The sequence below is a fragment of the Amycolatopsis sp. cmx-11-51 genome (assembly GCF_047608665.1).
In the GTDB taxonomy this organism is placed as follows: domain Bacteria; phylum Actinomycetota; class Actinomycetes; order Mycobacteriales; family Pseudonocardiaceae; genus Amycolatopsis.
Genome location: NZ_JADNQO010000001.1, coordinates 402,374 through 414,453, shown reverse-complemented (window position 1 = coordinate 414,453; position 12,080 = coordinate 402,374). Strand labels below are relative to the sequence as shown.

The following is a 12,080-nucleotide window of genomic DNA, read 5'->3' as shown; positions in this document are numbered from 1 at the left end:
CGCCGCTCCGCACGTGCAGCGGAACAGCACACCTGCACGTGCGTGGACACCTACATACCGTCGTCGACGATCTTGTCGTCGTCACCGAAGGTCAGCGTGCGCTGCTCCATGGTCTTCGTACCGTCTTTGTGGGTGACCTCGACGGTGTTGACGGTGACGCCACGGCGCTGGTCGATGCTGATCTTCTTCACCTCGAAGTAGGCGACTTCGGCGTAGCGCTCGCGGAGGCCCTGCGCACCTTCTTCGCGCAGACCACCGGAGGTGACGGAGGAGGCTTCGTGGGGGTCGGTGGTGACGGAGTTGAGGAAGACCTCGGTGTTGTCGCCCATCGCCTGCGCGTCCGGCTGCGACGCGTACCAGGGGGCCGTCGTGGTGGTGCGGTCGGCGGGCATGATCGGCGGCTTCCGCGGCCGATCGCTCGAAGACGGCGCGGGCCGCCCGCTCGTGACCGGTCCACCCGAGTCGGGCCGCGACCCGCCACCGCCGGTGGTCTCGCTGTCGGAGGAGGTGCCCGACTTGACGGAGCTGCGGTCGTCCTGGGGGGAGGAGTCGGTCTCGGAACCGGACGGGTTGCCCGCCGCGCCGCCCTGTGGCGGTGTGATCGGGTCGGCGGCGATGCCTTCGTTGGTCAACGGGCTGCCGCCGCGGTAGCCGGGCCAGCCGCCCTGGCTCTGCTGCTCCGATGCGGGTTTGCCGACCAGGAACGAACCGGCGAAGAGCAGGCCGATGACGACCAGCGCGGACGCGGCCGCGGCGAACCAGGCGGCCTTGCGCCAGGTCTTGGGCGGGGTCACCGAAGCGGGCACCGAACCGAGATCGAAGGTGCTCAGGCCGTCGACGGGCGGGGCTAGGTAGACGCGGACGTCGTCGTCGCCGACCTCGGTTTCCACCGGTGCGGGGCGGCGGGGGGCGGGCGCCGTCAGTGTCACCTTCGTGCGCTGGGCGGCCTTCGCGCGCCGTTCTTCGGCGGTGGGCCGGACAGGTTCGGTGAACGCGACCTCGAGACGTGCCGGGCGTTCCACGGAAACCTCGCGTGCGGGCTGGGGGAGCGGCAGTCGGCCGCTCGATGGGGCGTAGCCGGGGCTCGGCGCCCTCCCGTTCCGCGGTGGCGGCAGGGGAAGGGAACCGATGGCGGGCGGGGCGAACTCGCTGTGCGCGTGATGCCCGTGCCCGGTTGGACGCTGCCGCCTCGGCGGCACGGGCGGGGTCCAGCCCTCGGTCCCGCCCGCCCGGTGGCGGCCCGGGTGCGCGGCGCCGTCCCGTCCGGTACGTCCCAGGTGTTCCACCCAGCCGGTCATGTCCGAGCGACCCCCTCGCGGGCCGTCCCTGACGGCGATGTGACACCGATCAAGCCGAACGGCGCAGCGGTTTCACGGGATCCCTCGCTTGCAGACTCCCGGGCACTCTCGTGAGCAAATGCACGAGCACGCGACTGTGGACGCGCGGGGCTATTGCCCCCGCGCGTCGTTCGGGCATCGCCCGACCCAGACGCAAGGGTCTTCACGGGATCCACAGTAAAAGCTCGACACCCGCAAGTCTTCACCCACTCTGCAAGTTGCAGATGTTTCACTCGGTCGGGCGCGGCCGAACGGGCTTGATGACGTAACGCAATGCTATTCGTGCTGGTGAGGCCCCTCAGTTGCCGCTGCGGTACTTCTGCTGGGTCGACTGCAGGGCTTTGGTGGCGGTGATTCCACTACCCGCTGCAAGCAAAATGGCGATGATGTCGAGCGGCGTTCCCCCACTAGTGAGCAACCAGGCGAACAGTGAGGCTGCTGTGGTACCCGCTGCGATCGGCCAACGCGACTTGACGTACTGAGCGATGGGCGTACCGCCCGCTCGCTTACCCGCCGCGTTGTTCAACATGGCGAGATAACCGAGATGGCCCAACGCGGCGAGCACGCCGGCGATCGCGATCACGATGGCGATGAGGTTAATCATGTGTCCAGTTTGCCTGGTCCCCAGTCGCCATGGCTCGGGGAACACCCCTGAGTTTCTCCTCACGGCACGCGATCGTGATGCGGCCGCCTCGCGTTTAGCGGGCTGAACGCGATCCGGGTGCCGTGGGCCTGGAGGCGCGGGTCTAGCGCCCCAGCCTGCCCCGGCCCAGGTTCAGCAGCGCCATCGCCAGCTGCCGTCCCTCCGGCCCGAGTTCGCGGTAGCGCCCCAGCACGTCCATCTCGCGGTTGTAGACGATCTTGGTGCCGCCCGCGGCCATCCTGGCGGCGCCGATCGTCTTGGAGACCTCGACCCGGCGTTTGACCAGCCGCAGGATCTCACCGTCGAGCCAGTCGATCTCCTTGCGGAGCTCACTGATCTCCTCGGCCGTGGCGGTGGGTTCTTCGGCGTCCGGCTTCTGTGTGGTGTCCATCGGGACCTCTCTTCGGTCCGGATTCCCTGCTGGCCCCCGGAACAGCGTAAAGCCCCGGGGTCCGTGGACTCCGGGGCTTCGGGTGATGGCATAACGGCACTATGCGATCACGGGAGCCGGAGTCCGGTTCCCGTAAAAAAATCGCGTCGCGCGGTGCCGCATACCATCATTATGCCACAGCGAAGTCGTCCTCCGGCTTGAAGCGGCGCCGCGTCCCGCGGACGCGCGCGTGCACCAGGACGCTCATGGCCAGCCAGAACATCGGCATCGCAGGCCAGAAGAACGGCACGCCCGAAACCGTCCAGCGGACGATCAGCAGCACCGAAAGCACCACGGCGACCGCGAGGTGGATCCGCACCGCCGGATGCCCGAAGGCGACAGGGTGCCGCTTCGGCGCGGGTTTCGGCAGATCCGAGGTGAGCGTAGCGAGTTCGTCCGTGTACTTCGTGGAATACACGGTGCTGAGCCGGTCTTCTACTTCTTCGAGAGTGAGACGACCTTCGCCGCCGGCGGCCTGGATGAGCGAGGCGACCCGCTCCCGGTCGGCGTCGGCGGCCCTGAGCCGGGAGGAAATTCCGTTGGTGTCCATGGCATCCGATCCTCCGCCGCGAACACCGCCCGCGCGTCGGACGGCAGGCGGCAACAGCGCCTACGCCCGGCGCTGTAGCGTGGACCGGCGATGAACACCCTCTTCGATCTCCCAGCGGACGGCCCGGCCAAGCCCCGGCACGCGGACCTGCTCGACGACCTGAACCCGGCGCAGCGCGAGGCCGTGACCCACGCGGGCGCGCCGCTGCTGGTCGTCGCGGGTGCGGGTTCGGGCAAGACCAGGGTGCTGACCAGGCGGATCGCGTACCTGCTCGCCGAGCGGGACGTGCATCCCGGCCAGATCATGGCGATCACGTTCACCAACAAGGCGGCCGCGGAGATGCGGGAGCGGGTGAGCGACCTCGTCGGCCGCCGCGCCAACGCCATGTGGGTGTCGACGTTCCACTCCATGTGCGTGCGGATCCTGCGCCGTGAGGCCAAAACGCTGGAGATGTCGTCGAGTTTCTCCATCTACGACTCGGACGACACGAAGCGGCTCATCACGCTCGTCTCCCGTGATCTCGACATCGACCCGAAGCGGTACGCGCCGCGCACGCTGGCCGTGCACATCTCGAACCTGAAGAACGAACTGATCGATCCGGACACGGCGGTCGCCGACGCGGGCAACGACCTCGAACGCCGCGTCGCCGAGGTCTACGTCGAGTACCAGCGGCGGCTGAACCAGGCCAACGCCTTCGACTTCGACGACCTCATCATGCGGACGGTCGAACTCCTGAAGACCTTCCCGGACGTCGCCGAGTACTACCGGCGGCGGTTCCGGCACGTATTGGTCGACGAGTACCAGGACACGAACCACGCGCAGTACACCCTGATCCGCGAACTGGTCGGCACCGAGGCGAAGGAGGCCGCGATCGACCCGGCGGAACTGTGCGTCGTGGGCGACGCGGACCAGTCGATCTACGCCTTCCGCGGCGCGACCATCCGCAATATCGAGGAGTTCGAACGCGACTTCCCGAACGCGCGGACCGTGCTGCTGGAACAGAACTACCGCTCGACCCAGACGATCCTTTCGGCGGCGAACGCGGTCATCGCGCGCAACCCCAACAGGCGCGCGAAGCGGCTGTGGACCGATTCCGGCGACGGCGAGAAGATCGTCGGCTACGTCGCGGACAACGAGCACGACGAGGCGGCGTTCGTCGCGGGCGAGATCGACGCGCTGGCGGACAAGGGCGAAGCGGACTACTCCGACGTCGCGGTCTTCTACCGCACCAACAACCAGTCGCGTGTCTTCGAAGAGATCTTCATCCGCCTCGGCCTGCCCTACAAGGTCGTCGGCGGTGTGCGGTTCTACGAACGGCGTGAGGTCCGGGACATGCTGGCGTACCTGAGGGTGCTGGCGAACCCGGAGGACACGGTGAGCCTGCGCCGTGTCCTGAACGTCCCCAAACGCGGCATCGGCGACCGCGCCGAAGCGGTCATCGCGACGTACGCCGAGCGGGAGCGCATCTCGTTCGCGCAGGCGTTGCGCGGCGCCGTCAACGGTGAGGTGCCGCTGCTGAATCCGCGTAGTGCCAGGGCGATCACCGGTTTCGTCGAGCTGCTGGACGAACTCGGTGAAATCGCCGAGAGCGGCGCCGAAGTCGCCGACATCCTCGAAGCGGTCCTGGAGCGCACGGGCTATCGCGCGGAACTCGAGGAGTCCGACGACCCGCAGGACGCCTCGCGGGTGGAGAACCTGACGGAACTCGTCACCGTCGCGCGGGAATTCACCGAGTTCACCGCCGAGGTCGCTGGGCCGGACGGCGAACTGCCCGAGGCCGATCCCGGAGTGCCGGAACCGGGCTCGCTGCCCGCCTTCCTGGAGCGGGTCTCGCTGGTGGCGGACGCGGACTCGATTCCCGCGGCCGACGGCGGCGATGACGGCGACGGGCACGACGCCGGTGTGGTCACGCTGATGACCGTGCACACCGCGAAGGGCCTCGAGTACCCCGTCGTCTTCTGTACCGGTTGGGAAGACGGGATCTTCCCGCATATGCGCGCGCTCGGTGACCCGGCCGAACTGGCCGAGGAACGCCGTCTCGCCTACGTCGCGATCACGCGGGCCAGGAAGCGGCTGTACGTCTCCCGTTCGATGGTGCGCTCGGCCTGGGGCCAGCCGCAGATGAACCCGGCTTCGCGGTTCCTCGACGAGCTTCCCGACGAACTGGTCGATTGGCGCAGGCTCGCGCCGTCGTCGTCCTCCGGCGGCTTCGGTTCGTCGGGCGGCTCGCCGCGCGCCGCGACGACCTGGGGAAGCCGCGGTGGTGGCTCCGCGTCGCCGTCGAGGTCGACGGGCACGAGCCCGTTCGGCAAAGGCTGGAAGGACACTGTCGCGCTCAAGCTCGACATCGGCGACAGGGTCAGCCACGACAAGTACGGGCTCGGGACCGTCGTCGCCTGCGACGGAGCCGGCCCGCGGGCCACGGCGACAATCGACTTCGGTGCCGCCGGCAAGGTCCGGCTGATGCTCATCGGCAGCGTGCCGATGGTCAAACTATAGCCCTGAACTGCGGTTTTATCACCGCGTTCGAAAACTGTCGGACCCCTCCCGTATACCTGTCGCATCGAACACGAGTTCGATGCGCTGGGGTATGCTGGAAAAGCCGGTGTCCCCCGACCAAGGGAGGGGGCGCACGGTGTGGACGGGGTCTTGTTTGGGGTTCTCGCCGCTGGGGTACTCGAATACCTGCGGGGTGTTGAAGAAGGGGCGGGACCGGATCGGGGTCCGGAACCGCCGGAAGTGCTCAGGCTGGTCGCGGCCTGGCGCGCGTTACTGCGGATGCACGAACCGGACGGGGCCGGACGGTGCGTCGTATGCGGGCACGCGCGGCGATGGCTGTTCGGGCCGCGGTCAGCCGGGTACCGGGAGGCTTCCCGGGGAATGGTCGCCTGGTGGCCGTCACTCAGACGGCGCCCGGCAGGACTCTGCACGGTGTGGCAAGTCGCCGTGGGGTACTTCGTCCGAAGACCGCCCGACGGTGTCGTATGAGCCCTTTGAGGGTCCGGAAAGCCGAACGTGCGCCGAGTCAGAGGACCTAAGACGCTCCCTTATGCCCGAAATGGGGGGAGCGGAGATTCCGAAGGCACGCCAGGGCGTCGTTGCCAGGCGTGCCCTTGGCGCGGGCGTGATCACCGATGTGGTGGGTGAGAAAGGACTCGATCAGCCGACGTTGACGCCGCGGGAGGCGAGCCACGGTCGCGGGTCGATCTTCTTCGTGCCGTTCTGCCACACCTCGAAGTGCAGGTGCGGGCCGGTGCTCTGGCCACGGTTGCCGACCTCGGCGATCTCCTCGCCGCACTTGACCTTCTGGCCTTCGCGGACGGAGAACGAGTTCATGTGGCCGTAGACGTGGACCGTGCCGTCGGGGAGCTGAACCTTGACCCAGAGGCCGAAACCGCTGGCCGGGCCCGCCTCGATGACCGTGCCGTCGGAGACCGCGACGATCGGCGTGCCGATCGGGGCCGCGAGGTCGATGCCGAGGTGGCTCGTGCCCCACCGGGCACCGAAGCCCGAGGTGAAGGTGCCCTTGGTCGGCATGCAGGTCTTGGGCCGCTTGGCCTCTTCGGCCGCCTTGCGGGCCGCGTCGGCCTCACGCTTCACACGGGCCTGGGTGATGCTGTTGTTGTCCGAGAGCTTCTGGGCCTCGGCCGAGGCGTTCGCCGACTGGCTGGTCGGCAGCAACTCGGGGGCGCCACCACCGGCTCCGCCACCGAGGGCGAACGAGGCGCTCGCGTCCTGGGCGCTGGCCAGCGGGGTAACGGCTGCGTCGGAGGATTCCGAAACGGACTTCAGAGTCTGCCCGGCAGCGGCGGCCGCGAAGGCGCCGGCAGCGACGGCCGCGACCACGACACGGCCACGAAGGGCCGAAGACGGGGGCGACAGTCGGTGCGAGCCCCGGACGCGAACGACCGCACCATCGAGTGCGTTCTCGAGCGCCGGGGAAGGAGCTTGGCCGCCGGGGGAGCGGTGTGAAGCCAAGACGGGGCCTTCCATGTTCGGGGAGTCGGATCAAGAGCCCGGGCGGGGGACCCGGTGAACGACCTCGGGGGTGGTTCGTTCAGAACTCTCATTCGTGATCTGACTGTAATGGGGACGTGGGGACAGTAACGAAGCGGCACCCCGATCAGCAAGATTCGGCCGCGCCCTCGGCCGATCGGGCGATGACGATCTGGCCGTTATCCAGTGAATATCACCCAAAGTTAGCTGGGGTTTACTCGTAACCTTGTGACTTGCGTTACAAGATCATGCGGCCGTTCGGGGTACCGGAGGGCCAGGAGGGAGGCAAACGAGGGAAATAACTGGTTGCTCGGTGATGTTGAAGGGGGTTTACCCGCTCTCGGCCTCTGCTGAGGCCACTCAGGCCTCAGCGGCATCAGGTGAGTGCCGTAGGTGAGTGCCGTTGAGCAGCACGTGAGTGCCGCTGAGCGCTGGTGAGACCTGCGGCGCCCCTGCTGGCGGGCCCGTGCGAGCCCGGCTTGCTAGCGTCGCCGTCGATGACTTCGCGCTCACGGCACCCCGGTGACGAATCCGCAGTTTCTCCAGTGCTCGCGGAATCCACCGGGCAGGCCGTCCCCGGGACCGTGTCCGCCGAACCGCTCCGGAGCGAACCGCCCGCCCGCCCGCGAGCGCTTGTGCTGTCGGCGGGGCTGGTGGCGGCCGGTGCGGTCGCGCTGGCCGTCGGCGCGCTGATGCCCGTCGTCCGGGGTGGTTCACCCGGTTTCGCCGCCGGGCCGTTGCTGGTCGTGCTGGCCTTGGCGCCCGCGGTGGCCGTGGTCTACGCCGTGGTGACGGGACGTCCGGGGCTCACGGCGGGGCTGGTGCTCGGGCTGACCGCGCTCGCGCCCGGACGGCTACTGCTGGACCTGCAGCTGCTCGCGGACGGATCCCTCGCCGCGCGTCCGGAGCTGTTCCTCGCCGACCGCCTGCTCACCCTGCCTCCGGCCGGGCCGGGACTGTGGCCGCTGGTGGCCGGCCACCTCCTCACGTTCGCCGCCGGGGCGTTCGCCGCGGGGACCGCCCGTGACGAGGCGGAACTGGCGGGCGAACTCGACGGACGGCGCCGCTGGCGGCTGCTCGGGCCCATGCTCGGCGTGGCGGGCGGGATCGGCTTGCTGCTCGCACCTCTCGGTTCGGGCAACGCGTACCTCCTGGCGAAGAACGCCTTCGAGGGACCGACGGTCGCGATGGCCGGATACCTGCTGCTCGCGGCCCTGCTTCCGCTGACCGTGCTCGTGGCGGTGAGTTCGCCCTCGGCAGCGGTCGGCAAGGGCGGGTTCGCCGGGGCCGCGCTGGCGGCGCTCGCGGTCGGCGTGCCACAGGTGGTCGCGGGGCTGGTCGTGGACCGGCTCTCGGTCGCGCCGGGTTCGGTACTGGTGACCGTCGCGGGCCTGCTGCTGCTCGGGCTGACCTTCACCCGGTTCGACGTCGAGGAAGCGGGCGAGGCGGTCACCGGCGATCTGGCGGGCGAGGCCAGGCTGCCCGGGCTGTTCTGGTGGCGGCTGGCCACCGGCGGACTGGCGCTGCTCGCCGCCGCGGCGGCGGTCGCGGGCGTGCTGACACCGGTACTGACGGCCAACGGTCCGGCGCCCGTCCCGGAGACACCGGCGCGCTGGCTGCTGCTCGGCGCCGCCGCCGTGCTCGCCATTCCCGCGCTGTTCGTCTTCGTGCCGAGGCTCTCACCGTTCGCCAGGGGAGTCGTCGCGGCCACATGGGCGGGCGTCGTCCTCGCGGGCGCGGGCGTGCTGAGCGCTGCTTTGTCCGTGACCGAGGACAAGGCGGTCGACCCGGCGCTGTTCGGTGTCGACCTGCCGCTGCCGTCGCCGGACAAGGTCGGCTACTCGGCGGGCCCGGGTGTCACCTGGACGTTCATCGCGCTCGCGCTGGCGGCCGTCGCCGCGCTCGCCGCGGTGATCACCGGGGTCGTGGAGCGCGACGTCACCGACGACGCCGCGATGGACGCCGCGATGGACACCGGGCTGGACGGCTCGCGGGCGAACGGCAACCTGCTCACCCCGGTCGTCGCCGCGGCGGTGCTGGCGATCGCCGCGTTCGGCACGCCGGTGTTCATCGCGCCCGGCTACACCGCTCCGGGCCTGTGGTCGGACTTCGGCGCGGCGTCGTGGGGCCTGCTCGGCGCGCTCGCGGTCGTCCTCGGGTTGTACGCGCTCGTCGTGCGCTCGCGCCCGATCGCGGCCGCGGCCGCGTTGGCCGGTGCCGCGCTGGTGCTCGGTCTGCGCGCGGCGGAACTGCCGCTCGTCGGGGCGGAGTACGACGACGCGTCGGCGGGGATCGGGTTCTGGCTCGCGCTGGGCGCCGCCGCCGTCTCCCTCGTCGCGGCCGGGACGGCCGTCGTGGGCTCACGGCGGTCCGAGTGACGCGTCGTCTGCCGCGCGTCGTGCTGGCCGAGTTCGGCGTGGAGGAAGGCGCGGCGGTCGCGCTCGGCAGGCTGTTGCGTGATGACGGTGTCGAGGTCGTTTACACCGGGCGCCTCGACACCGTCGCGCACCTGGTGCGGACGGCCGAACAGGAGGATCCGGACATCCTCGGCGTCGTGCGAGGCGCGAGTGAACCGGAAGGGCTCGCCGAAGCGCTCCCGGACGTCCTCCTCTTCGCGGTCGGTAACGGCCCGAGCAAGTTCGAGAACGCCTTCGAAAGCCTGGAAGAGGCGGCGAACTGGGTCTCCGGTGTGCGGTCTCACACCGTGGAAACACCATCTGACCGCATACGGTGACCGACTTCACCAGGTGCGGAGTCCCCTGCTTCTGCGCAGGTCGCTAACCTCGACTGGTCCGACAGCGCGGTCCGGCAACGGACCACCACAGTGGCGTGTCGTCAGGAGACTGGAGTAGTGGACCTCTACGAGTACCAGGCGAGGGATCTCTTCGCCGCCCACGGAGTACCGGTTCTGCCGGGTGCCGTGGCAAACACCCCCGAAGAAGCCAAGGCCACCGCCGAGAAGATCGGCAACCAGGTCGTCATCAAGGCGCAGGTCAAGACCGGCGGCCGCGGCAAGGCCGGCGGCGTCAAGCTGGCTCAGACGCCGGACGAGGCCGCGGAAAAGGCCGAGGCGATCCTCGGTCTCGACATCAAGGGTCACATCACGCGCCGCGTGCTGGTGGCCGAAGCCTCGGACATCGCCGAGGAGTACTACTTCTCCTTCCTGCTGGACCGTGCGAACCGCACCTTCCTCGCGATGGCTTCGGCCGAAGGCGGCGTGGAGATCGAGCAGCTGGCCGTCGAGCGTCCCGAAGCGCTCGCGAAGATCCCGGTCGACGCGATCATCGGTGTCGACAAGGCGAAGGCCGTCGAGATCCTGACCGCGGGCAAGTTCCCGGAGAACGTGGTCGACGAGGCCGCCGACGTCGTCGTGAAGCTCTGGGAGACCTTCGTCTCCGAGGACGCGACGCTGGTCGAGGTCAACCCGCTGGTCCGTGACCCGCAGGACAAGATCATCGCCCTCGACGGCAAGGTCACCCTCGACGAGAACGCCTCGTTCCGTCAGCCGGGCCACGAGGCCCTGGTCGACAAGGACGCGGAGAACCCGCTCGAGGCGAAGGCCAAGGCCAAGGACCTCAACTACGTCAAGCTCGACGGCGAGGTCGGCATCATCGGCAACGGCGCGGGCCTCGTGATGTCCACTTTGGACGTCGTGGCCTACGCGGGCGAGAAGCACGGCGGCGTCAAGCCCGCCAACTTCCTCGACATCGGCGGCGGCGCTTCGGCCGAGGTCATGGCGGCCGGGCTGGACGTCATCCTCAACGACACCGACGTGAAGAGCGTTTTCGTCAACGTCTTCGGCGGCATCACCGCTTGTGACGCGGTCGCGAACGGCATCGTCGAGGCGCTGAAGATCCTGGGCGACGAGGCCACCAAGCCGCTCGTCGTGCGGCTGGACGGCAACAACGTCATCGAGGGTCGCCAGATCCTGGCCGACGCGAACCACCCGCTGGTCACCGTGGTGGACACAATGGACAACGCGGCCGACAAGGCCGCCGAGCTCGCCGCGGCAGGTGCGTGAGATGTCGATCTTCATCAACGAAAACAGCAAGGTCATCGTCCAGGGGCTCACCGGCTCCGAGGGCATGAAGCACGCGACCAAGATGCTGAAGTCCGGCACGAACATCGTGGGTGGCGTCAACGCCCGCAAGGCCGGTCAGACCGTCTCCGTCGAGGGCAAGGACCTCACCGTGTTCGGCACGGTCGAGGAGGCCATCAAGGAGACCGGAGCCGACGTTTCGGTCATCTTCGTGCCGCCGAAGTTCGCCAAGGACGCGGTCATCGAGGCGATCGACGCCGAGATCCCGCTCGCCGTGGTGATCACCGAGGGCATCCCGGTGCACGACTCGGCCTACTTCTGGGCGCACGCGGTCGCGACGGGCAACAAGACCCGCATCATCGGGCCGAACTGCCCCGGCGTGATCAGCCCCGGTAAGTCGAACGCCGGCATCATCCCGGCCGACATCACCGGTGACGGCCCGATCGGGCTGGTGTCGAAGTCCGGCACGCTGACCTACCAGATGATGTACGAGCTGCGTGACATCGGTTTCTCGACCGGTGTCGGCATCGGCGGTGACCCGATCATCGGCACCACGCACATCGACGCCCTCGAGGCGTTCGAGGCCGACCCCGAGACCAAGGTCATCGTGATGATCGGCGAGATCGGCGGCGACGCCGAAGAGCGTGCCGCGGCCTACATCAAGGACAACGTGACGAAGCCGGTCGTCGGCTACGTCGCGGGCTTCACCGCGCCCGAGGGCAAGACCATGGGCCACGCCGGCGCCATCGTCTCCGGCTCCTCCGGCACGGCCGCCGCCAAGAAGGAGGCCCTCGAGGCCGCCGGCGTCAAGGTCGGGAAGACCCCGAGCGAGACCGCCGTCCTGGCGCGCGAGCTGTACAACAGCCTCTGATCCTTTCAGAGACGGAGCGTTTTCCCCGGCGGGCCGGGCACCCACGCGGGTGCCCGGCCCGCCTGCTCGCGTTTAGCCCGCTGAACGCGACTCGGTGCCGCGTCGCGTTCAGCGGGCTAAACGCGAAATGGGCGTCGCCGAGGGGTTCCGCGCGGAACCCGATCAGGTGTACAGACGTCTCAGAGCCCGAGGCGCGAGATGACCGCGTGCGTGC

General features: G+C 69.1%; 10 protein-coding genes. 5 read left to right on the top strand and 5 right to left on the bottom strand.

Annotated elements, in window-relative coordinates; genetic code table 11:
• Positions 1–50: 50 nt before the first annotated feature.
• From ACM6LU_RS02015 to ACM6LU_RS02000, 4 genes are all read right to left on the bottom strand, one after another.
• Positions 51–1,298 carry a hypothetical protein gene (locus ACM6LU_RS02015; RefSeq protein WP_414935854.1) on the bottom strand — a complete coding sequence of 416 codons (1,248 nt, stop codon included), beginning with the start codon at positions 1,296–1,298 and terminating at the stop codon, positions 51–53.
• A 337-nt stretch (positions 1,299–1,635) separates the two neighbouring features.
• Positions 1,636–1,941, bottom strand: coding sequence for a hypothetical protein (locus ACM6LU_RS02010; RefSeq protein WP_414935853.1), 306 nt, complete (start codon positions 1,939–1,941; stop codon positions 1,636–1,638).
• Between the two features lie 142 nt (positions 1,942–2,083).
• Positions 2,084–2,371, bottom strand: coding sequence for a chorismate mutase (locus tag ACM6LU_RS02005; protein WP_414935852.1), 288 nt, complete (start codon positions 2,369–2,371; stop codon positions 2,084–2,086).
• A 169-nt stretch (positions 2,372–2,540) separates the two neighbouring features.
• The gene (locus ACM6LU_RS02000) at positions 2,541–2,960 is read right to left on the bottom strand and encodes a DUF1707 SHOCT-like domain-containing protein (RefSeq protein WP_414935851.1); all 420 of its coding nucleotides are present in this window, start codon (positions 2,958–2,960) and stop codon (positions 2,541–2,543) included.
• Between the two features lie 90 nt (positions 2,961–3,050).
• Here ACM6LU_RS02000 and pcrA point away from each other — a divergent pair, with 90 nt between their 5' ends.
• Positions 3,051–5,459, top strand: a complete 2,409-nt coding sequence (gene pcrA / locus ACM6LU_RS01995) for a DNA helicase PcrA (protein ID WP_414935850.1) — start codon at positions 3,051–3,053, stop codon at positions 5,457–5,459.
• A 660-nt stretch (positions 5,460–6,119) separates the two neighbouring features.
• Here the strand turns inward: pcrA and ACM6LU_RS01990 are convergent.
• Positions 6,120–6,806: a M23 family metallopeptidase gene (locus tag ACM6LU_RS01990; protein ID WP_414935849.1), complete on the bottom strand. Its 687-nt coding sequence runs from the start codon at positions 6,804–6,806 to the stop codon at positions 6,120–6,122.
• Between the two features lie 647 nt (positions 6,807–7,453).
• Between ACM6LU_RS01990 and ACM6LU_RS01985 the strand changes: the two genes are divergently transcribed.
• The 4 genes from ACM6LU_RS01985 (at position 7,454) to sucD (ending at position 11,866) form a co-directional block, all read left to right on the top strand.
• On the top strand, positions 7,454–9,334 hold the full coding sequence (locus tag ACM6LU_RS01985; protein ID WP_414935848.1) for a hypothetical protein: 1,881 nt from the start codon (positions 7,454–7,456) through the stop codon (positions 9,332–9,334).
• Entirely contained in the window at positions 9,331–9,690 is a 360-nt protein-coding gene (locus ACM6LU_RS01980) for a hypothetical protein (RefSeq protein WP_414935847.1), read from the top strand. Before ACM6LU_RS01985 ends, ACM6LU_RS01980 begins: the two co-directional genes overlap by 4 nt.
• A gap of 117 nt (positions 9,691–9,807) precedes the next feature.
• Positions 9,808–10,977 carry an ADP-forming succinate--CoA ligase subunit beta gene (sucC, locus tag ACM6LU_RS01975; RefSeq protein WP_101612251.1) on the top strand — a complete coding sequence of 390 codons (1,170 nt, stop codon included), beginning with the start codon at positions 9,808–9,810 and terminating at the stop codon, positions 10,975–10,977.
• Between the two features lies 1 nt (position 10,978).
• Entirely contained in the window at positions 10,979–11,866 is an 888-nt protein-coding gene (sucD, locus tag ACM6LU_RS01970) for a succinate--CoA ligase subunit alpha (protein WP_414935846.1), read from the top strand.
• Positions 11,867–12,080 lie beyond the last annotated feature (214 nt).

Coding starts and splice junctions, on each gene's coding strand:
- ACM6LU_RS02015 (WP_414935854.1), bottom strand. CDS start 1,298: ATGACCGGCTGGGTGGAACACCTGGGACGTACCGGACGGGACGGCGCC.
- ACM6LU_RS02010 (WP_414935853.1), bottom strand. CDS start 1,941: ATGATTAACCTCATCGCCATCGTGATCGCGATCGCCGGCGTGCTCGCC.
- ACM6LU_RS02005 (WP_414935852.1), bottom strand. CDS start 2,371: ATGGACACCACACAGAAGCCGGACGCCGAAGAACCCACCGCCACGGCC.
- ACM6LU_RS02000 (WP_414935851.1), bottom strand. CDS start 2,960: ATGGACACCAACGGAATTTCCTCCCGGCTCAGGGCCGCCGACGCCGAC.
- pcrA (WP_414935850.1), top strand. CDS start 3,051: ATGAACACCCTCTTCGATCTCCCAGCGGACGGCCCGGCCAAGCCCCGG.
- ACM6LU_RS01985 (WP_414935848.1), top strand. CDS start 7,454: ATGACTTCGCGCTCACGGCACCCCGGTGACGAATCCGCAGTTTCTCCA.
- sucD (WP_414935846.1), top strand. CDS start 10,979: ATGTCGATCTTCATCAACGAAAACAGCAAGGTCATCGTCCAGGGGCTC.